The sequence below is a fragment of the Herbaspirillum lusitanum P6-12 genome, assembly GCF_000256565.1.
GTDB classification, from domain to species: domain Bacteria; phylum Pseudomonadota; class Gammaproteobacteria; order Burkholderiales; family Burkholderiaceae_D; genus Herbaspirillum; species Herbaspirillum lusitanum.
In genome coordinates this window covers 14,308-35,601 of record NZ_AJHH01000111.1, presented here as the reverse complement: position 1 = coordinate 35,601, position 21,294 = coordinate 14,308, and the positions used below count along the sequence as shown (strand labels likewise).

Annotated in this window: 20 protein-coding genes; 11 read left to right on the top strand and 9 right to left on the bottom strand. The window is 57.5% G+C overall.

What is annotated here, in order from left to right:
• The 7 genes from HLUSI_RS0104000 to HLUSI_RS0103970 form a co-directional block, all read right to left on the bottom strand.
• Positions 1–394 (bottom strand): ATP-binding cassette domain-containing protein (locus tag HLUSI_RS0104000; protein ID WP_016832750.1); only part of this gene is annotated, 394 nt, incomplete at its 3' end.
• Complete coding sequence (locus HLUSI_RS0103995) at positions 387–1,145, bottom strand: ABC transporter ATP-binding protein (RefSeq protein WP_016832749.1); 759 nt, start codon at positions 1,143–1,145, stop codon at positions 387–389. The genes HLUSI_RS0104000 and HLUSI_RS0103995, both read right to left, overlap by 8 nt.
• Positions 1,132–2,382, bottom strand: a complete 1,251-nt coding sequence (locus HLUSI_RS26855) for a branched-chain amino acid ABC transporter permease (protein WP_050977626.1) — start codon at positions 2,380–2,382, stop codon at positions 1,132–1,134. The genes HLUSI_RS0103995 and HLUSI_RS26855 overlap by 14 nt, the downstream gene beginning before the upstream one ends.
• A 2-nt stretch (positions 2,383–2,384) precedes the next feature.
• On the bottom strand, positions 2,385–3,332 hold the full coding sequence (locus HLUSI_RS0103985) for a branched-chain amino acid ABC transporter permease (RefSeq protein WP_016832747.1): 948 nt from the start codon (positions 3,330–3,332) through the stop codon (positions 2,385–2,387).
• Between the two features lie 110 nt (positions 3,333–3,442).
• Positions 3,443–4,681 carry a branched-chain amino acid ABC transporter substrate-binding protein gene (locus HLUSI_RS0103980; RefSeq protein WP_029363101.1) on the bottom strand — a complete coding sequence of 413 codons (1,239 nt, stop codon included), beginning with the start codon at positions 4,679–4,681 and terminating at the stop codon, positions 3,443–3,445.
• Positions 4,682–4,787: 106 nt separating this feature from the next.
• The gene (locus tag HLUSI_RS0103975; RefSeq protein WP_016832745.1) at positions 4,788–6,251 is read right to left on the bottom strand and encodes an FAD-dependent oxidoreductase; all 1,464 of its coding nucleotides are present in this window, start codon (positions 6,249–6,251) and stop codon (positions 4,788–4,790) included.
• Positions 6,252–6,296: 45 nt separating this feature from the next.
• Complete coding sequence (locus tag HLUSI_RS0103970) at positions 6,297–7,775, bottom strand: aldehyde dehydrogenase (RefSeq protein WP_029363100.1); 1,479 nt, start codon at positions 7,773–7,775, stop codon at positions 6,297–6,299.
• A 243-nt stretch (positions 7,776–8,018) separates the two neighbouring features.
• Between HLUSI_RS0103970 and HLUSI_RS26850 the strand changes: the two genes are divergently transcribed.
• The 4 genes from HLUSI_RS26850 (at position 8,019) to HLUSI_RS0103950 (ending at position 11,287) form a co-directional block, all read left to right on the top strand.
• Positions 8,019–8,777 (top strand): IclR family transcriptional regulator, encoded by a 759-nt coding sequence (locus HLUSI_RS26850; protein ID WP_040503145.1) that lies wholly within the window; start codon positions 8,019–8,021, stop codon positions 8,775–8,777.
• A gap of 132 nt (positions 8,778–8,909) precedes the next feature.
• Positions 8,910–10,121 carry a CaiB/BaiF CoA transferase family protein gene (locus HLUSI_RS0103960; RefSeq protein ID WP_016832742.1) on the top strand — a complete coding sequence of 404 codons (1,212 nt, stop codon included), beginning with the start codon at positions 8,910–8,912 and terminating at the stop codon, positions 10,119–10,121.
• Positions 10,118–10,978 carry a citryl-CoA lyase gene (locus HLUSI_RS0103955; protein ID WP_016832741.1) on the top strand — a complete coding sequence of 287 codons (861 nt, stop codon included), beginning with the start codon at positions 10,118–10,120 and terminating at the stop codon, positions 10,976–10,978. Before HLUSI_RS0103960 ends, HLUSI_RS0103955 begins: the two co-directional genes overlap by 4 nt.
• A 54-nt stretch (positions 10,979–11,032) precedes the next feature.
• The gene (locus tag HLUSI_RS0103950) at positions 11,033–11,287 is read left to right on the top strand and encodes a YciI family protein (RefSeq protein WP_016832740.1); all 255 of its coding nucleotides are present in this window, start codon (positions 11,033–11,035) and stop codon (positions 11,285–11,287) included.
• Between the two features lie 29 nt (positions 11,288–11,316).
• Here the strand turns inward: HLUSI_RS0103950 and HLUSI_RS0103945 are convergent, their stop codons facing one another.
• Both HLUSI_RS0103945 and HLUSI_RS0103940 read right to left on the bottom strand, forming a co-directional pair.
• Positions 11,317–11,919, bottom strand: a complete 603-nt coding sequence (locus tag HLUSI_RS0103945; protein ID WP_029363098.1) for a phenylacetic acid degradation protein PaaY — start codon at positions 11,917–11,919, stop codon at positions 11,317–11,319.
• A 51-nt stretch (positions 11,920–11,970) separates the two neighbouring features.
• Positions 11,971–12,999, bottom strand: coding sequence for an XdhC family protein (locus tag HLUSI_RS0103940; RefSeq protein WP_016832737.1), 1,029 nt, complete (start codon positions 12,997–12,999; stop codon positions 11,971–11,973).
• A 334-nt stretch (positions 13,000–13,333) separates the two neighbouring features.
• Between HLUSI_RS0103940 and HLUSI_RS0103935 the strand changes: the two genes are divergently transcribed.
• The 7 genes from HLUSI_RS0103935 (at position 13,334) to HLUSI_RS0103905 (ending at position 21,268) form a co-directional block, all read left to right on the top strand.
• Positions 13,334–14,485, top strand: coding sequence for an iron-containing alcohol dehydrogenase (locus tag HLUSI_RS0103935; protein WP_029363097.1), 1,152 nt, complete (start codon positions 13,334–13,336; stop codon positions 14,483–14,485).
• Entirely contained in the window at positions 14,482–14,943 is a 462-nt protein-coding gene (locus tag HLUSI_RS0103930) for an acyl-CoA thioesterase (protein ID WP_016832735.1), read from the top strand. The genes HLUSI_RS0103935 and HLUSI_RS0103930 overlap by 4 nt, the downstream gene beginning before the upstream one ends.
• A gap of 74 nt (positions 14,944–15,017) precedes the next feature.
• Entirely contained in the window at positions 15,018–16,607 is a 1,590-nt protein-coding gene (locus HLUSI_RS33675; RefSeq protein ID WP_016832734.1) for an enoyl-CoA hydratase-related protein, read from the top strand.
• Between the two features lie 4 nt (positions 16,608–16,611).
• Positions 16,612–17,526, top strand: a complete 915-nt coding sequence (locus HLUSI_RS0103920) for an FAD binding domain-containing protein (protein ID WP_016832733.1) — start codon at positions 16,612–16,614, stop codon at positions 17,524–17,526.
• Positions 17,519–18,061, top strand: coding sequence for a (2Fe-2S)-binding protein (locus tag HLUSI_RS0103915; RefSeq protein WP_016832732.1), 543 nt, complete (start codon positions 17,519–17,521; stop codon positions 18,059–18,061). Before HLUSI_RS0103920 ends, HLUSI_RS0103915 begins: the two co-directional genes overlap by 8 nt.
• Positions 18,058–18,819, top strand: coding sequence for an N-acyl homoserine lactonase family protein (locus HLUSI_RS0103910; RefSeq protein WP_016832731.1), 762 nt, complete (start codon positions 18,058–18,060; stop codon positions 18,817–18,819). The genes HLUSI_RS0103915 and HLUSI_RS0103910 overlap by 4 nt, the downstream gene beginning before the upstream one ends.
• Before the next feature lie 64 nt (positions 18,820–18,883).
• Positions 18,884–21,268: a xanthine dehydrogenase family protein molybdopterin-binding subunit gene (locus tag HLUSI_RS0103905; protein WP_016832730.1), complete on the top strand. Its 2,385-nt coding sequence runs from the start codon at positions 18,884–18,886 to the stop codon at positions 21,266–21,268.
• Positions 21,269–21,294 lie beyond the last annotated feature (26 nt).

Sequence of the window (21,294 nt, the reverse complement as noted above, 5' to 3'; positions counted from 1 at the left end):
AAAAAAAAGCTGGCGTATTTTCACGTTCACGCAGGCGGGGAAACAGGCGATACATGTCGTCGACTGTCCAACGCGTCTGCTTTTTCGGATCCTTGATGCCGAGCTCGAGGTTTTGCCGGACGGTGAGCGTCGGAAATATTTCACGGCTCTCCGGGACATAGCCCAGGCCCTTGTGCGCGATCTCGAAAGTGCGCAGGCCGCCGATTTCCTCGTCTTTGAAGCGAATGGAACCGGTGCTCTTGACCATGCCCATCAGGGCTTTTACCGCAGTAGACCGGCCGGTGCCGTTGCGGCCGAGCAGGGCAACAATCTCGGATTTTTGAATGTGCATATCGACGCCATGCAGGATATGGCTCTTGTCGTAGTAGGCGTGCAGATTTGCCACTTCAAGCATGGTGGTCTCCCAGGTACGCCTCTTTTACGGCATGGTTGTGACGAATTTTTTCAGGGCTTTCGAGGGCGATCAAGGCGCCGCCGGCCAAGACAGCGATACGGTCGGCGAGGCCGAAGACAACGCTCATGTCGTGTTCGACCATCAACAGCGTACGACCTTCGGTCAGCTTCCGGATCAGTTCGACTGCCTGCTCGGATTCCGAGCGGCTCATGCCGGCTGTCGGCTCATCCAGCAGCACGACAGAAGGGTTGCCGGCCACGGTCATCGCAATTTCAAGGGAGCGTTGCTCTGCGTAGGTCAACAGGCCTGCAAGCACATCCTTTCGCCTTGCCAGCCCGACTTGCTCCATCAGCTGTTCAGCGCGTTCACGCACATCCGTCAATTTGTTCAGGAATTTGAACAGGCTGTAGCGATGCCCCAGCGACCAAAGCACCGAACTGCGAATGTTTTCGTAGACCGACAGTTTGGCGAAGATATTGGTGATCTGGAAGGAGCGCGATAGTCCCTGCCGATAGATCTCGTAAGGTTCCAGTTTCAGCAACGAGTTTCCATTCAATACAATGTCGCCGCCACTCGGCTGGAAGCGTCCGCTGATCATGTTGAACAAGGTTGATTTTCCGGCGCCGTTAGGGCCGATCAACGCGATGCGCTCGCCAGGAGCGACGTCCATGGTGATGTCGCGAATGATCCTCGAATTGCCGAAGGACTTTGCGACGCCGCGCAGGCTTAAGACAACATCATTTGTGGCCATGTTTCTCTCCAGCTAATTCCTGTTTTGTGCCGAGTCTGACATTGGCTTGAGCAACGGTGCAACGCTTGTAGGTAGCCGCGACGACGTAGGTGAGCGCCAGCAATCCGATTGGCAGATATGCCTGTTTCCCAAGGCCGAGAAGGCCCGACAGAGAGATGGCTTGCCCGGTATCGGCGCTGTCCTGGTAGGCGTACAGGATTTCAACGACCAGAACAAAGCAGGCGCAGCTCAGCAACACGCCAAGGAACCTGCGCAGTGTGAATCGGCTTGCGCCGTCGACTTGCTTCAGCAAGCCAAGCAGACCTTCCGGCGTAAACATCACCACGGTGATGAACAGCACGCCGAAGTACAGCAGCCAGGCCTTGGTGATGGTCGAAATGACTGTCAGGAAGAGAACATAGATCAACGCGCCTGCGACCGGCCCCAGGAAATAGCCGACGCCGCCAAGATAGGTGGCGACCAGCACCATGCCTGATTGCGCAACACCCAGATTGTCGATGGTGACAAGTTCGTAGTTGACTGCGGAAAGACCACCCGCGATACCGGCAAAAAATCCGGCGATTACCATCACGGTCCAGCGGATTTTTTGCGGATTGAACCCGATGAAGGCGACCCGTTCCGGGTTGTCCCGCACTGCGTTGGCAAGCCGGCCCAACGGCGTCTTGGTAAAGGCGTACATCAAAGCGGTTGCGATGAACATCCACCCCCACGCGAAGTAATACATTTGCGTGTCGGAGCCGAGGTTGATGCCGAGGATGGCATGATTCAGCATGCGATTGGTTGTCATGCCGGCTTCACCACCGGACATTCCCGGCAACATCAACGCCAGCGCCACCAGCATTTCTGCTATGCCCAGCGTGATCATGGCGTAGGTCGTGCCGGCGCGACGCGTAGAAATATATCCAAAAACGAACCCGGCAATTGCTCCGCCCAGCCCGCCAATCAATGGCAACGCCAGTAGTCCCAGGCCAAGGCCATCTGCCCCCGTCTTGTTGAGCAGGTGGATGGCGCAATAGCCGCCCAGGCCTGCATAGACGGCATGGCCGAAAGACAGAAGACCGGTCTGCCCCAGCAGGATGTTGTAGGAAAGCGCAAAGACCGAAATGATCGCAACCTGAGACAGGAACGACAGCGCCGAGCTCTTTGCGTAAACCATAGGCAGTAGCAATAGCGCAAGTGGCAACAGGATCAGGACCGGTTTGATCCAGCCTGCTTGTGAGTTTTGTGTAGTCATCATGATTAACTTTCCCGCTTGCCGAACATGCCGCGCGGTCTCAGGACCAGAACTGCGACCATGACAAAGAAGGGCAGCACCGGCCCCAGTTGTGCAACGGTGATTTTGAACAATTCGATATTCATCAGATTGCTGAGGGAGTCGTTCCCCAGAGAACTGATCAGTTGATATGGAGATGCATCAACTAGCACGGCAAACGTCTGGATGAAGCCGATGAGGATCGATGCCGCGAACGCGCCTGCGAGAGATCCGATGCCGCCCAAGACAATGATCACAAACACAATGGAGCCAACTGCGTGTGCCATCGCCGGTTCGGTGACTGCAGCGGGCGCGCCGACCGCGCCGGCCAATGCAGCGAGGCCGACGCCGACGCCAAATACGCTCATGAAAATGCGCGGCACATTGTGCCCGAGGGCCTCCGCCATGGTCGGATGGGTCAGCGCCGCCTGAATGATCAAGCCGACCCGGGTACGGGTAATGGTGAAGTACAGCAGCGCCAGGACGCCGACCGCGACACACATGATGAAGGCGCGATAAGCCGGGAAGGGCGCGCCCATCACCGTAAACAGCGAACCGCTCAGGATGTCCGGCATGGGGTAGCTGACAGGAGCGCGCCCCCAGATCAGGTGCACCAGCTCCTCAATGATTTGCGCCAGGCCGAAAGTAAAAAGCAGTTCGGCGACATGCCCATGCATGTGGACTTTGCGCAGGCCGAATCGCTCGACCAGCATGCCGACCGCACCCATGGCAATGGGCGCCAGTATGAGTGCGGGGAAGAAGCCGACTTTTGCGCCAAATGTATAGGCGACATAAGCACCCAGCATATAGAAGCTGGCATGGGCGAAATTGAGCACGCCCATCATGGAAAAAATCAGCGTGAGACCGGCTGACAGAAGAAAGAGAAGCAACCCGAAGCTCAGTGCATTGAGCGAGGTAATGATGAAAGTACTCACAGTGTTCCCGACTATCGTTGTGCGTAAGGCATGTGCATGCGTGTGGTGAATCCGTCCGGGGAAGCCTCGTAATACCTCCCCGGACGGCTATTGCCATATATCGGAAAAGTTTATGGACGGACCATCTGGCATGTCGTTGCCACGGTGCTGACCGAAGCCTCGATTTTGCTGTCGACTTGGAAGCCCACGACGCCGGTGCCTTCGGAGTCATATTTCACATCGGCAGGGCCGCCGTTGGAAGCGGTCTTCTTCATCGTCGACAAGAACATCGGCAGCAGGATCTGATGGTCCGACTTGCGCATTTCCGCATCGCCGGTGTCGGCCTGGAACTTCATGCCTTCGAGCGCATAGGCGATCGTTTTTGGATCGTTGGACTTGCTCTTGTTGGCCGCGGCGGCCAGCATCTGGATCATCGTGCGGATCTGATGGAAGTACAGCTCGATGCCGTATTTCTTCTTGAATTCGTTGGCGAACTCTTCCGACTTGTCGTTTTTGATGTTGGGATTCCAGACACTCATGACTTTCAGGTGATCAACGCCATTTTCCTTGATGGCAGTCGGCGCACCGAATCCGGAGCCATAGATGGTGTAGATCGCCACGCTCACGTTGGCGTCTTTCAGCGCTTTCACCAGCAAGGAAAGATCGTTGCCCCAGTTGCCGGTCAGGATTGCATCGGCGCCGGAAGCCTTGATCTTGGCTGCATAGCTCGAGAAGTCCTTGACCTGGCCGAACGGATGCAAGTCGTCGCCGACGATCTTGATATCGGCGCGGCGGCTAGGAATGATGCGCTTGGCAGCGGCCGAAGCTTGTTGTCCCAGAGCGTAGTTTTGATTGATCAGGTAGACCGACTTGATGTTCTTGTTCTTGACCAGCTCGCTGGTGATTGCTTCGACCTTCATATCGACGTTCGGATCGAAACGGAAGTGCCAGAAATTACATTTCGAGTTGGTCAGGTCATTGTCGATGCCGGAGTGATTCAAGTACAACACGGGCGAAGCAGGATTGCGCTGGTTGTATTTGGCAACCGCATCCGACAGGGCGGCGGCAACTGCCGAGCTATTACCCTGGGTCACAATACGAATACCCTGATCGACTGCTTGCTTGAAGGCATTGAGTGAATCTTGCGGGCTGCCCTTGCCGTCGATGGTCACCAATTCCAGTTTTTGCCCGTTGAGACCGCCTTTGGCGTTGACGTCATCGAACATGGCCAGCAGCGTCTTGCGCTGTTGTTCGCCGACATTGGCGAACGGGCCCGAAATGCCGTCCAACTGAGCCACTTTGACCTGCGCATATGCCGGCAGGCTAAACAGCGCAGCAACTGCCAGCGACAATATGGTTATTTTTTTCATTTCCGTCTCCCTATCATTTTCAGTGGTGGTTTATGCCGGCGCTGCCCGTTCAGGGCAGCGCCGCTTCAGACTTCAATCAACAATCTGACAATCTAAAACTCAGTGCTTACTTCGTGCGAACCATATGCGAAGCGGCAATGCGTCCGAACGTCAGGCCGCGCAGAACCGATGTCGACCCGGTATAGACCTGGTGATAGATACCGACCGTTTCGCCGGCCGCATACAGGCCTGGAATCACATGACCGTCCTGAGTCAATACTTGCGCATCGGTGTTGACCTTGAGACCGCCGAAGGTGAAGCAGTTCGACGAGATAATCGGATACGCATAGAACGGGCCCTTGTCGATCGAACGCGACCAATGCGACTTCGGCGGCGAGATCTCTTTGGTGCCGCAGTGATCGATCTGGAACGGCGTGAACTCCTTCGGAGGAGGCGGGCAGGCCGCATTGAAGGACGCAACAGTAGCTTGAAGGGCTTCTGCGGATACGTTCATCTGCTTGGCGAGGTCTGCCAACGAGTTTGCCTGCAGCGGCGGGATGTCGGACCGAATGCTGGTCTTCCAGCGAGGAATGTCTTCCACTTTGCTGTCGAAGACGACATAGACCAGGCCTTTGGGCTGATCTGCAAAGCTGCGCGAGATATTGTCGTAGTGGGCGTCGACGGTCCCCGGCGCTTCGTCGATGAAGCGCTTGCCCTCGGTATTGACCAGAATGCCGTACGGATAAATGAAGACGACGGCTTCCGCCATGGACGAGCGCGGATCGACCGGTTCTGCATGGTAAGAACCGTATTCGCCAGCCGGCGCTGCACCGGCAGCCAGCGCCATACGGATACCTTCGCCGCGGCTGTAGTAACCGCCGGTGGCAACAGGACGAATGTTCTTCGCTTTGGGGCCAATGTAATGCGTCATCATTTCCTGATTGCCCTGATAGCCGCCGCTGGCCAGCACCACGTTGCGAGCCAGTATGGTCTTATGTATGCCATCCGGGCCGACTGCGCGGACACCGATGACGCGACCGCTGTCGTCGCGCAGCAAATCGACGGCAGTCGTGCGATAGGCAATCTCGCCGCCGAGGCCGAGCGCCTTTTCACGCAAGGTTTCGATCAATTTCAGGCCGCCGCCCTGGGCTGCGATACGGGTCGTGTTTTGTGTCAGCAAATAAATCGGCTGCGGCTCGAACTTCAAGCCAAATCCTTTCAGCCAGCTGATTGTGCCGGGCACCGAGTCGGCGAACTTGGCGATCAGTTCCGGATCGGGGAATGGATGTGCCTTGACGTACGAAGGCCAGTGTTCGTAGCCGCCGGACGAGACCGCTTGTAAAACGTTCAGGTCCAGATTCGGGCCTGCGTTATTGGCGAAATGTTCTTCGAAATCATCGCTGACTTCGGAATCGTTCTTCATGCGCATGTACGCTTCGGTCCAGCGTGAACCACCACCGAAATCATCTGGCGTGGCGCGCTCCAGATTGAGCACGGACAAGCCGCCTTCCAACGCGGTGACGGCGGCCGAAAGGCCGGCGACGCCGCAACCAACGATCAGTACATCCACTGTCTTTTCCTGCTGACTCATTTTTCTCATCTCCTCAAATGTCCTGGCACTGGGAAACCAGTGTCATTAACCTAAAACGAATGCGTTTTGCTTGTTGGGTTGCGTCGTAATCCAGACGCTCTTGGCCTGCATGTATTCCTGCGCACCTTCCAGGCCGCCTTCACGACCAACACCGCTGCGTTTGTAACCGCCGAAAGGCGTGGTGAAACTGGTCGCACGGTAGTTATTCACCCACACGGTGCCTGCTTCGATGCGATCGGAGCAGTAGATCGCCTTGTGCAAATCGGTCGTCCACACTGCTGCGGCGAGACCGAAGTCGGTATCGTTGGCGATCTCCAGCGCTTCTTCAACGGAGTCAAACGGAATCACCGACAGGATCGGCCCGAAGACTTCTTCGCGGGCGATGCGCATGTCGTTCCTGACGTTGGTGAAAATGGTCGGCGCGACGAATTGGCCCTGGCCGTACTGCGCACCGCTGAGGGCGTTGCCACCCAGAACGCACGTAGCGCCGTCCTGTTTGGCAATCTCGATGTAGCCAAGAATTTTTTCGTACTGGGAGCGGGTAGCGATGGGGCCAACCTGTGTTTCGCTATCGGCGGGGTTGCCGATGCGTGCGGCACCGGCGACTTCAATTAGCCGGGCGACAAACTTGTCGTGGATCGATCGTTCCACCAGCAGTCGCGAGCCGGCCATGCACGTTTGGCCGGCTGCACCGAAGACGCCTGCGATGGCGCCATTGATTGCCTGTTCGAAATCGGCGTCTGCGAACACGATGTTTGCAGACTTGCCACCTAGTTCCAGGGTAATTTTCTTGAAGTTCTTGGCCGCGGCTTCAGCAACTTTCTGACCACCGATATCACCACCGGTGAAAGCAATTTTCGCTACACGCGGATGATTGATCAAGGCTGCGCCAATCTCGTTGCCATAGCCGCTGACGACGTTGATTACACCCGGTGGAAAGCCAGCCTCGCTGGCCAGAGCTGCCAGTTCCAGCAGCGGTGGTGAGGTGAATTCGGATGGTTTGACCACGATGGTATTGCCACAGGCGAGCGCGGGCGCCATCTTCCAGGCGGTCAAGGCGAGCGGCGAGTTCCACGGGGTGATCGCGACGACGACGCCGAGCGGCTCGTAACGCACATAGTTGAAAACGCCCGGTTTGTTGATAGGCACCACCGAACCGTGGATTTTGTCGGCGAGGCCCGCATAGTAGTAGAACCATTGCGCGACGTTACGAACCTGGCCCGATACTTCAGTGATGTTCTTGCCGTTGCAGCTGCGTTCGATATCCGCCAGACGCACCGCGTCGCGCTCGATCAGATCACCAAGCTTGCGAAGAAGAGCTCCGCGCTGCGTCGCGGTCAATTCAGACCACGCAGGGGAGCGGTACGCCTTGTACGCTGCATCGACCGCTTGCGCAGCATCCGCTTCGTTGCCGCGCGGGACTTGCGCAATGACGTCACCGGAAAACGGCTCAATCGAATCTATCCATTCTCCCGACGCCGAATCTTGCCAGACGCCACCGATCAACATTTGATATCGCTTCATTTGATGTCCTTGTCGTTGCACGTCCTATCGCCCGAAGGATGGAAGGACGTGAACCTGTTCCTGTTGCTAGGTCTTGAAATACTGCCAAGACGGGTTGTAAGTGCTGATTTGCAGATCCGGAAAATCAATTCATCTCCAGAGTTGACGGAATATTAGCAGCGTTCTAAAATGATCGCAATAGTTCTGTTTGGCAGAACGGAAAAGTGAGAAAAGCCGATTTACTACGCATTCGAGGTGCAAAAAGTGATTAAAAAAGCAACAAAAGACGTCGATCTGGAAAATGAAGAGGGTGAGCCGGCCGCCGATGAAGTCGGGGTCGCTGCCGTCAACAGGGCATTGATGATTCTCGATTGCTTCACTTCTGACGAATCCGTGTTGTCGCTGGCGGTGATCAGCAAGAAAACCGGTCTCTACAAGAGCACCATCCTGCGTCTGGTGCAGTCGTTGGAGGCGTACGGCTATATCAATCGACTGATTTCCGGCTCGTATGTATTAGGTGCGGCGCCCATCAAGCTCGCAAGCATTGCGAGCAAGGCGTTGCACCCAGCAGAAAAAGTCATGCCGGTGCTGCGCGAGCTGGCACAAACTACCAGTTCCAGTGCTTCGTTCTATGTCCGTACCGGCGAAATGCGCTTGTGCGCCTATCGCGTGGATTCGCCGCGTTCGATTCGCGACAACGTTCAGGCAGGCCAGTTGCTCGCTCTTGACAAGGGCGCCGGCGGCCACGTCCTGACCGCTTTCGACAATCTGTCGGGCGACCAGCTGGTACAGATGCCGCAGCCATTCATTCGCGTTACGCGCGGCGAACGCGATTCGGAAACTGCAGCAATTGCTTGCCCGGTATTCGGTGTCAACAATCGTCTGGAGGGGGCGCTGAGCTTGTCGGGGCCGCTGCATCACTTCAATGACGAAGCCGTTGCCGCGATGATTCCGCATCTGATTGCAGCAGCGCGCGTGTTGACGACCAGCCTGTTCGGGGACGCGAGTTTGCTCAAGGACTAATACATCAACCAACAATCAACAACGGTAAGAACAGGTGGGAACACCGCCATATCGGCCCGGCCAGCGTCAGCTTGTCGGGCAATTCGTTAAGGAGACGGCACGTTCGCGTGCTGAAAGAAGTCAAGGATATCGATGAACAAACTACTGGAAGGCGTAACGGTTCTGGATCTGACCAATGTGTTGTCAGGGCCATTTACGGGTTATCAGATGGCGCTCCTGGGCGCCAACGTCATCAAGGTTGAAACACCCGGAGCGGGAGATCTGGCGCGGCAGCTGGGCGCAGATTCAGATCTCAACAAGGAGAAGATGGGAACCTCATTTCTGGCGCAGAACGCCGGAAAACGTTCCATTTCGCTCAATCTGAAGAGCGCCAAGGGCAAGGAAGTTTTGCGCCGGTTGGCCGGGAACGCAGACGTCATCCTGGAAAATTTCCGCCCCGGCGTAATGGATCGGCTTGGCGTCGGCTATAACGCCCTGAAAGATGAGTTTCCTCGTCTTGTCTATTGCGCGATTTCCGGCTTCGGGCAGACCGGTCCGCTGGCCGATGCTCCTGCCTACGATCAGATCATCCAGGGACGCTCCGGTGTCATGAGCATCACGGGAGACGAGCAGAGCGCCCCTCTGCGCGTTGGATACCCTGTGTGCGACACCATTGGCGGGATGACGGCTGCATTCGCCATTGCCTCCGCACTGGTCAGCCGAAACAACACCGGCAAGGGCTGCTTCATCGATGTGTCCATGCTGGACTCCGTCATGGTCACCATGGGATGGATCGTTTCCAATCAATTGATCGCCGGGCGCAGTCCGGTGCCCATGGGTAACGACAACTTTACCGCCAGTCCATCGGGCGCTTTCCGTACGGGTGACGGGCTGCTGAATATCGCCGCCAACAAGCAGGAGCAATTCGAAATCCTGTGCGATCTGCTTGGGAGATCGGATTTGAAAACCGATCCGCGCTTTGCGGAGCGCGAAATACGCAAAACCAACCGCAAGGCCCTGAGTGAAATTCTTGAAGAAGAATTGCGTCGCGGTGATGCGGCTGAATGGGAGCGCAAGTTCAATCAAGCAGGTGTTCCCGCAGGGCAGGTTCTCAGCGTACTGGATGCACTGACGCAGGATCAGGTCCAGCATCGCGGTTTGTTAATGAAAGTGTTGTTCAACAAGGAAGATCTCGATCAGACGCAAGAAATTACATTGACGCGCAGCGGCTTCACCATCGATGGCGAACAAACCGGCGTCCGCCATGGCCCGCCACGGCTGGGCCAGCATACGGACGAGATCCTGCTGGCGACCGGTTACACCCCCGCCAATATCTCCAACCTGCGCGAAGAGGGTGTGGTATGACAACGCAGCAAGTCGATGCAATTCAACCGTCCGAGGCGGATCGTAACGCCGACCTGGTCGCCAAGGCCAAGGCCTGGTGGAGCACCAGCATCATTGACATTCAGCCGGGCATCATCCGCATCAAAGGCGAGCCGATTGAGAACATGATCGGCAACGTCGGCTATGTCCACATGGTGTGGCGTATGTTACGAGACGATATTCCCAGCGCCGGCCAGTTGCACTTGCTGGAGGCTGCGCTGGTGTCGGCGGTTGATCATGGACCGCAGGCGCCTTCCATCGCCATCGCGCGCATGAGCGTCACTTGCGGCTTGCCATTGAATGGCGCGATGTCGTCCGCCATCAATATGCTGGACGACATTCATGGCGGCGCCGGTGAACAATGCTTGTTGCTATTCAATCAGTTGCTGGATGCAGCCGAAGCAAGCGCCGGTGAACCGGAGAGCGTACTTGAACAAGTCATGGCCGCACATGCAAAGGCGCACGGACGCATTGTTCCTGGCTATGGACATCGTTTCCATCCGATTGATCCTCGAGCGGTCAAACTGCTTGCGATGGTTGATGAGGCCGCAGCAGCGGGAGTGGTCAAGGGGCTGCATGCCAAAGCGGGGCGACTGATTGAAGCGCATCTGGCCGGGCGATCTTCCAAACCGGTTCCCATGAACATCGACGGTGCAACGGCAGTTATCTATGGCGAGCTGGGCTTTGATGCTGCGTTGGCGCGAGGGCTCTTTATTCTCTCTCGCTCGGTAGGCATCCTCGCGCATGCCTGGGAGCAAAAAAAACAAGGCGGCCGCATCAAAGGCCCCATGCCTCCCTCGATGGGATATACCTATACCGGCCCAGCAGCCAATGAATAGTGTGGCTGGGCGAGTCCTGCTCGCCAAGCTGATTTCAAATTGTTAAAGAGCATCATGCCAAAATTTCTCGTTCTTACTTTTCGCACACCAAATTTCCAACCCAATATCGTTGATGACCACTATCGTTTTCTAGACGGTCTTCACGCCAAGGGGCAGCTGGAACTGGCCGGTCCATTTGCGGATAAATCGGGCGGGGCCTACTTGTTGCAGGTAGGTAGCATTGACGAGGCCCGTCAAATTGCCATGCAAGATCCTGTACACACCAGTCAGTCTTCAGTTGTTACCGTCCATGAATGGAATGCGAAGTAACAGGCAGGGCAGTTCTGCCTGATGAACAATCAAGGCTGGCGATTTTTTGACTTGGGGGCGGAACTGCACTGCAACCGTTTGCGGTCAGCCTCAACTTCAGTCAGTGCATTGACCGCTTTCATGGTGGTCGCCGAGCGGACGGACAGTTCGTGGTATTGCGACGTACCCTGGCGCTTCCAGAGAATTTCTTCTTCCCGTAAATCCCGCACGACCTTGGCCGGTGTTCCAATGACCAGGCTGCGAGCAGGAACGATCATGCCGGCCTTGACGAATGCGGCTGCGCCGACAATGCTCGATTCCCCGATGACGGCATCGTCCATGACGATTGCATTCATGCCGACCAAGGCATCGCGCTCGATTTTGCAACCATGCAGGATGGCGCCATGCCCAATGTGGCCATCGACGTCGACGACGGTATCGCTCTCATAAAACCCGTGCAGTACACAGGTGTCCTGAATATTTGCACCTTCATTGATGATGATGCGGCCAAAGTCTCCACGCAGACTGGCCAGGGGGCCGATATAGCAGCGAGGTCCGACTACCACGTCGCCGATCAGGACTGCGGACGGATGGACATAGGCTGTAGGATGGACGACAGGGGTAATACCGTCGATTGAATAGACTTGCAGCATGAAAATCTCCTGTTTATGTTTATCGTGTCTTGTCGTAGTGAGACTGGCAATTCAGGGCAATGAGCAGGCCGCATCATCCGCAGCCAGAAGTGAGTTGGGGCGAATGGCATGTGTCTGCAGGACGGCAGTGCCGTTCCTGATGCAGGTCATTTCTGCCAGGATGGAGATGGCGATCTCCGGCGGCGTGCGCGCGCCGATATACATGCCAACCGGCCCATGCAGGCGGGCAATTTCGGCGTCGCTTACATCGAATAAGGACAGGCGTTCACGCCGTTTCTTGTTGTTGCTGCGCGAGCCGATGGCGCCGACATAGAAAGCAGGGGACTTCAGTGCTTCAAGCAAGGCCATATCGTCGAGCTTGGGATCGTGAGTAAGCGTCAGCACGGCGCTATGGGCATCAAGCTGCAGACGCAATAACAAATCATCCGGCATTTCCCTTGAGAGCTGGACCCTGGCGATGTCCCATTCGTCCAGATATTCTTCCCGCGGGTCGCAGACAATGACTTCGTAATCGAGCATCAGCGCCATGGTGGCCACATAGCGTGACATTTGCGCAGCGCCGACGATGATCAGGCGATAGCGAGGCCCATGCGCGGTAGTCAGGCATTCCCCATCAAAGTGCAGTTGCGCGTCCGGCATCCCGCGTTGCAGGGTGAGGGCTCCCGTCCTTAGATCGAGTTGCCGCGTCATCAGGCCTTGCTGTTCCACCGCCTGCAGCAGTGCGTGCAGCTGTGATGCCTCAGTCACTTGCTCGACAACCACCTGCAGCGTTCCGCCGCACGGCAATCCGAATCTGTGCGCTTCGTCTGCTGAAATGCCATATGTCAACGTGCACGCTGATCTTTCGACATGATGCGTTGCTTGAAACTCTCCCGATCGGATTTGATGGATCAGGTCATCCTCGATGCATCCGCCTGATATGGAGCCGCGGACATGGCCGTCACCCCGGATGACCATCATCGAACCGACGGGGCGAGGCGCCGAGCCCCATGTCCGTACGACGGTAACGAGCAAGGTATAGGCGCCGCCTTCCGACCAGGCGATCGCCATTTTCAATACTTCCAGATCAATGCTGTCCATGAATCTCCCGATTTATCCAGTGGCGAAAGGCGGTCGGCCGTTGGTTTTTGCAAACTGTCGAAATAGTCTACTTATGAAATTACTTCCATCGCGAGCCCTGCAACCTCAATCTCCCTCTGTAGATCACTATTTATTTAAGATTTTCGGCTGTTGCAAAGTCTTAATTGTATGTGTATAGTTTATTTATGCAAGTTAAAAACGAAATAAAAATGTTTCTTGCAAACAAATTTTTGACGACAGGAAGAGTGGATGGCTCGGCCTGAATCAGACAAGTTTCATAACAAGATGTGAAGTAGCGATCGCTCCTTCACCGGAGATGAGTAAAGGAGTAACTGTGCAAACTTTCGAATTTCAATCACCGCGATCAAGTCTTGTTGGCCCCGGCGCCTCGGCAAGGCTTGGCGAATTGGCCAAGGGCCTCGGCTGCCGCTCCGTATTGATCGTCACTGACGCAGGCGTTGAAAAAGCGGGCTTGCTCAAGGCCGCTCAAGACGGCCTGCGTACAGCCGGCATCGCCTATGCGGTCTATAACGGCGTTCAGGCTGATCCGGCCGAAGCTGTGGTGTTGGATGCTGTCGCTGCGGCAACGGCTATCAAGGCGGACGGCGTGATTGGCCTTGGCGGCGGCAGCTCGCTGGATGTGGCCAAGCTGGTTGCCTTGCTGGCCAAGGGGCAGGAGAAGCTGGCCGACATATATGGCGTCGGCAATGCCAAGGGGCCGCGTCTCCCGCTGCTGCTGGCGCCGACGACAGCAGGCACCGGATCTGAAGTGACGGCAATTTCGATCGTAACGACCGGCGAAGGTGAAAAGAAAGGTGTGGTTTCGCCGGTGTTGGTGCCTGATTGGGCGGTTCTTGATGCGGACCTCACGCTGGGACTTCCCGCACATGTCACTGCAGCCACTGGCATCGACGCAATGGTGCACGCCATTGAAGCGTTCACCAGCAAGCGGCTCAAGAATCCTGTCTCTGATTGCCTGGCGCGCGAAGCCTTGTCATTGCTGAGCAAGAACATCCATGAGGTTTGCCGCAATGGCAGCAACCGGGAGGCGCGACAAAACATGTTGCTGGGCGCAATGCTCGCCGGGATGGCGTTCGCGAATGCCCCGGTGGCCGGTGTCCATGCACTTGCTTACCCTGTCGGTGCGCGCTTCCACGTTCCGCACGGCTTGTCCAATTCGCTGGTGTTGCCGGCGGTCCTGCGCTTCAACAGTCACGCGGCCAGCGAACAGTACGCGCAGTTGGCAGACATCATTATTCCTGGCGTAAAAGGGACGACCGAAGAGAAGTCTCAATTGCTGGTTACGCGTCTGGCCGCGCTGCCGGTCGAACTGGGGTTGCAGACGCGGCTTGGAGATGTCGGCATTACCAAAGACGATTTGGCCATGCTCGCGGAAGACGCAATGAAACAGACGCGCCTGTTGATCAACAACCCACGCGAAATTGCGTACGAGCATGCGCTCGCCATTTATGAGGAAGTGCTATGACCACGCGTACGCCGGCAGAAACTCGCTCCGCCTTCGTTCATTTCCATGAAATCGCCACGCGCTGGATGGACAACGATGTCTACGGTCACGTTAACAACGTTGTGTATTACTCGTATTTTGATACGGCCGTCAATGCCTACCTCATCGAACAAGGCGCTTTGAATCTTCAACAATCCGAGGTTGTGGGGCTGGTTGCGGAGACGCAATGCCGTTATTTTAGTCCGGTTGCATTTCCCGACACGATCCACGTCGGCGTGCGCGTTGCACATGTCGGCACAAGCAGCGTCAGGTACGAATTGGGCATCTTCCGCAACGATGAGCAGGACGCCTCGGCGCAAGGGCATTTTGTACACGTCTATGTTGATCGTGCGAGTAACCGGCCGGGACCTCTGCCATCGGCTTATCGCTCCGCAATTGAAGCGCTCCGCAAAGACAACGCCCCATCGGCGGCGGATTGAGATAGAGAATATGTTGGCAGTGAGTGCGGCGTTAGCCCCGACTGAAAAAGATAATTGAAACTGGGACACCGATCATGGAAATGAAAGACGAAATACGCCTGGATGCATCGCGCGAAGCGGTGTGGGCGGCATTGAATAATCCGGATGTTCTGAAGGCCTGCATCCCCGGCTGCGAGACGTTGGACATGCTGTCGGACACAGAGTTTGAGGCATTGGTGGTGATCAAGGTAGGACCGATTCGCGCCAAGTTCGCCGGTAAAGTGACGCTCTCGGAGATCAACGCTCCCATCAGCTATCGCCTCACCGGCGAGGGCACGGGCGGCGTCGCTGGATTTGCCAAGGCGGACATCACGGTCGACCTGGAAGAAGAGGGGCCGTCCACGACCTTGCTGCGCTACGGCGTCACCGCCAATATCGGCGGAAAGATCGCCCAGCTCGGTTCGCGCATGATTGACGCGACTGCACGCAAGATGGCCGATCAGTTCTTCGCACGCTTCAATGGACATTTCACCGGCGATGAAGGCGCATCCGGCACAAGCGTGCGTGATGTTGCGGAGACGGTTGGCGCTGCCCCGGTGAACGCCGCCGACACCGCTTCCATTACGACTGCTTCCGCTTCCATTCCGGCTACTGGGCAACCGGTGCCGCCGACGGCTTCCGAAGCAAAACAAGGAAATCCTGCAATTCCGACGATGTCTGCCGAAGTCGCGAGCAGCACGGTTGCGCTGGTCTCCAGTCAATACATTACCGTCTCGCTGGTGGATGTCGGCAAAGAGGACGACATCGAAGCGGTGCAGGCGGCAGTCGGCAGTGATGCGCCTCCCGTCGGCGGTGTTCTCTCGCGTCTGTTCGGGTTCGGCAACCAGGCGCCGGTGCCAGGAAAAGTCCCGGCGAAAAAGTCTGGCGCCAAGACCACCTATAAAGCAGCCGTCGTGACATTGAATCGCCCCGATCAACGCAACGCGGTTTCTTTGGCCATGTGGCGCAACTTAGGCCATATCTTCACGGAGCTGGGGCGTGATCCGCAGGTGCGCGCGATTATCCTCACCGGCGCCGGCGGCAACTTCAGCGCCGGTGCGGATATCACGGAGTTCGGCATTGTGCGGGCGACAGTTGAGCAAGGCGTCGAATACGAAGTTGCCGTCGACCAGTGTTGTGACGCCATCGCCGCCACTCCGAAGCCGACCATCGCAGTGATCAACGGCTTTTGCATGGGAGGCGCCTGTCATCTTGCGATGTCCTGTGATTTCCGGTTTGCTCACCAGGATGCGCGTTTCGGCATTCCTGCCGCGCGCCTGTCCATCGTCTACGGTGTGCGCGGAACACAGCGCCTGCTGGCGCTGGTCGGGGTAGCGCAAGCGAAGCGCATTCTGTATTCGGCCCAGACATTCGGCGCCGAAGAAGGGCGCGACATCGGTTTCGTGGACCGGGTATCCGCAGATCCGGCACGCTCCGCGCGTGCGTTTGCCGGCGTCATGGCGGACAACGCACCGTTGACCATCAGCGGCACCAAGGTGCTGCTCAACGGCCTGAGCATGGGCATGGGTGCACTCACGGATGCCGCGGCCAACGCCGTCATCGGGCAAGCAGTCGGCAGCGACGACTATCGCGACGCGCGCCAGGCGTTTGTACAGAAAAAACGTCCGGTGTTCGCAGGAAAGTAAGGGGATGAAACCACCAAAATTCGATTACCTGCGGCCCGCGACGGTGCCGGAAGCGATTGACGCCCTGGTTGCGGCCGAAGGTGGCGGCAAGATCATTGCCGGCGGCCAGAGCTTGATGCCGATGCTCAACTTCCGTCTGCTTAACCCGACTGTGCTGATCGACATCAACCGCATCGCCGAACTCAGTAGTTTCAGGGAAGAGGATGGCGGCCTTCGGATCGGCTCGTTGACACGCCATCACAAGCTGGAAACATCGGATGCAGTCAAGCGCCTGTTTCCGGTGTTGAACGCCGCCATGGCGCACGTGGCGCATTTGGCCATTCGCAACCGCGGAACGATAGGCGGCAGTATTACCCACGCCGACCCGGCTGCAGAGTTACCGATGATGATGGTATTGCTGGAAAGTGAAATCACTATCGCCACGCCGAGAGGAAGCCGGGTTGTCGCGGCGGAAGATTTTTTCCTGGGGGCGCTGACGTCTGCGGTGGAGGAGGATGAACTTGTCACTGAAATCTATCTTCCCGCATTGCCGCCGAACGCAGGTTGGGCGTTCGAAGAGGTCGCACGTCGCGCGGGCGACTTCGCCCTGGCTGCCGTCGGCGTCATCATGACCGTCGAAGATGGTCGCGTCACGCATTCGCGGGTTGGCGTCATGGGTGTCGGGGATACCCCCCTGCGCCTGTTCGATGTCGAAACAGTGCTTTACGACGAAGCATGCGAGGGGGGCATCCTGGATCAGGCGATTGAGGTTGCACGCGCCTCCGTGGCGCCGGCAACTGATTTGCATGCATCCGCAGACTATCGGCGCCACTTGCTTGGCGTGCTGGTAAAGCGCGCATTGCAGACTGCCTGGCTGCGCGCCAACGGCAAGGATGTAGCGTCTGGTTCAAGTTCGTCAGGAGGACATCATCATGAGTAAAAATCTGGATATCAAACTGGTGGTCAACGGTACGACGTATGAGCGTGCCGTTGAACCGCGCCTGCTACTCTCGGATTTTTTGCGGCACACCCTCGGATTGACCGGGACCCACGTCGGTTGCGAGCATGGCGTTTGCGGCGCCTGCACGATCATGGTGGACGGCGACAGCATACGGGCGTGCCTGATGCTTGCCGTGCAAGCCGACGGCTGCGTGGTCGAGACGGTGGAAGGTCTCGGCACAGTTGATCAGCTCAACCCGCTGCAACAGGCTTTCCATAGTTGCCATGGCCTCCAGTGCGGCTTTTGCACGCCGGGCATGTTGATGACCTGCACCGACATGCTCAAGAAATACCCATTGGAAAGCGACGCCGAAATCCGCGACGGCCTGTCAGGCAATCTGTGTCGCTGTACCGGCTATGTCCACATCGTCGACGCCGTGAAGATGGTCAAGCGTGGCGCGACCGTCGCTACGGAGACCGCCGCGTCTCATCCCCAATCCCATCCCCAGCAAATCGCCAAGGAGATATCGCCATGAAGATGCATGTACTGTCCGGTGGACGCCTGCGCATGAAAAAGAGTGTCTATTTGCCCGACGCGGATCGTCAGGAAACCATCGAACTGCCGGTGTCCTGCTTTCTGCTGCGCCACCCCCAGGGCAACGTGTTGTTCGATACGGGATGCCATCCGTCGACCGCAACCGAACCTGAAGCCCGCTGGGGTTCGATGGCGAAAGCCATGGTGCCGATTTCCCGGCCGGAAGAAAACGTCGTCGATCAATTGAAGCTGATCGGGTTCACTCCAGACGATATCGACGTCGTCGTGAATTCCCATTTTCATTCCGACCACTGCGGTTGCAACGAATTCTTCAAGAAAGCGACCGTGGTCTGCCACGCCCGAGAGCTGGAAGCGGCAAGACAGGAGGACGCCGTCAAATTTGGTTTCCTGCCGGTTGACTGGAAGCAGCCCATGCCGATCAAGGCAATCGAAGGCGAACATGATTTGTTCAACGACGGCCGCATCGTACTGATTCCAGTGCCGGGCCATACCGCCGGCATGACGGCCGCCATGGTCGGCCTGGACAAGTCCGGCGCGTTCTTGCTGGCGTCGGATGCAGTGGCGCTGCGCGCGAATCTGGAAGGCGACATCAATCCACGCAATACCTGGAACGCTGAATTGTCGTCGCGTTCGATGGAGGACATCCGGCGTATCGAGAGCGGCGGTGCGACGGTGGTCTTCGGCCACGATGACGCACAGTGGAATTCCTTGAAAAAAGGAGTGGAGTTCTACGATTGAAACGCATGTCACTCCCAGAAAAGAACATTCCAGATGTGCAGTCGGGTCATGAGCGGATACCAAAATGAAACAGGACGTTGAACCAACCGGCAAGGCCAAGCTCGTCGGCACGCGGGTAAAGCGCACGGAAGACCCACGCCTGCTGAGCGGCCACGGCAGCTACGTGGACGACAAGCATCCTGCGGGCATGCTGCACGTGGCATTTCGCCGCAGCGATCAATCGTACGCGAAGATTCTGTCGATCGACTACAGCGCGGCGCTGGAAGTGCCGGGAGTCGTTGCGATCTTCACCGCAGAACATCTGGAAAGCATGGTCAAGCCGATTTACGCTACTTCCAAGATGCCGCATTACCATCCCACCGCGATCTACCCGCTGGCGCGCGGCAAGGTGCGGTTTGTCGGAGAGGCGGTCGTCGCCGTCGTGGCCGACAGCCGCTACATCGCCGAAGACGCGATGGAACACATTCATATCGACTATGAATTGTTGCCCAACGTGGTCGATCCGGAAGTCGCAGCAGAGCCTGGAGCGCCGTTGCTGCATGAAGAAGCCGGGACCAATGTCCTGGTGCAACGCGAGTTCCGCCGTGGCGACATAGATGCCGTGATGGCTGAGGCGCCGGTGAAAGTTGCGGCACGCTTCCGATTCCACCGCCGCACGGCGCTGGCCATGGAGAACCGTACCTACCTGGCTGAATACGATCAGGGAAAACGATCGCTGACGCTGTATTCGTCGACCGGCAGCCCCGGCATCATTCGTGATGCATTGGTGGATATCCTGACCATCCCGGGCAATCGTCTGCGGGTGATCGCGCCGGATGTCGGCGGTAGCTTCGGCGGCAAGGGTTCGCTTTATCCGGAAGAGATTCTGGTGTGCGCGCTGGCCCGGCATATGGGCAAGCCCATCAAATGGACAGGCGACCGGATGGAAGATCTGTCCGCGACCAGCCAGGCGTTTGACGAGCGGATCGATGCCGAACTGGCGCTGGATGCCGAGGGGCACATCCTCGGCTTGCGCGCAAACGTGATCGGAGACGTCGGGGCTTATTCTATCTATCCATGGACGGCGGGCTTGGAGCCGGTGCAAGTCATCAGTTTCATGCCGGGTCCCTATCGGGTCCCTGTTTACCACGGCAAAGTGCGCGCGGTCGCCACTTCCAAATCGCCCACCGGCCCGTATCGCGGCGTCGGCCGGCCGGCGTCCACCTTCGTGATGGAGCGCCTGGTTGATATGGCCGCTCACAAACTGGGGATCGACGCCAAGGAAATGCGTCTGCGCAATCTGGTCAAGCCTGAAGAGTTTCCCTACAAGACTGCGCCCGGCATTGTGTGGGACAGGTCGGGATTCATAGAGTCGCTGCAAGACGGCTGTGCCGCCCTGGGCTACGACGAGTTACGCAAGAAGCAGTTGGAGGAGCGCGCACAGGGGCGCTGGGTCGGCATCGGCATTTCCACCTATGCAGAGTTGTCCGGGATCGGCTCCCGGATCTCCGCTTCTCCCGGCATGCCGATCAACACGGGCACCGAGATTGCGACGATCAAGATCGATCCGAGCGGATCGATTACCGCCTTCTTTGGCATCGCGTCGCACGGACAGGGGTTGGAAACCACACTGGCGCAAGTCGTTGCCGATGAGCTCGGTGCCAAATTCGAGGACATTACGGTGGTGCACGGCGATACCTCGGTGGTCTCTCACAGCACCGGCACCTATGCCAGCCGCAGCGCCGTGTTGGCGGGTGGAGCAGGGACTCTGGCGGCGCAGGCAATGAAGGAAAAGCTGTTCCGCATTGCGGCGCACATGTTGAACAGCCATGTGGCGCACCTGAGTATTGAAGAAGGCGTGATCACAGCGGCGGACTCGGGAAATACCGTCAGCATCCGCGACATCGCCGATACGGTGTATTCCCAGATGGGACGTTTGCCGAAGGAAGCAATCGAAGTGCTCGAAGAGACTCGGTCCTACGATCCGGTCTGGGGAACGACGAGCTCCTCCACGCATTTGGCGGTCGTCGAGATTGATCCGGAAACCTATATGGTCCACGTCAAGAACTACGTCGTTGCCGAGGATTGCGGAAAGATCATCAATCCGCTGATTGTCGCCGGACAGTCGCATGGTGCGGTGGCGCAGGGGATTGGCGCAGCCTTGTTCGAAGAGATCGTCTACGACGAACGCGGCCAGTTCCTGACCGCCAGTCTGGTTGACTACATCATCCCGACCGCTCCGGAAATTCCTCCGATACAGACGGTCCACGTCGAGACGGCGACGCCTGCCACCATCGGCGGATTCAGAGGCATGGGCGAAGGCGGGACGATCGGTGCGCCTGCCGCGATCGCCAATGCCGTCTCCGACGCCTTGATGCATCTGGGCATCGAGATCAAGGAATTACCCGTGACGCAGGAACGCCTGTTCCGGATGATTCATGCAAAGAATGCAGTGGAAACCGCTACATAGGCCGGCAGACTGCCTCGGGAAGGCGC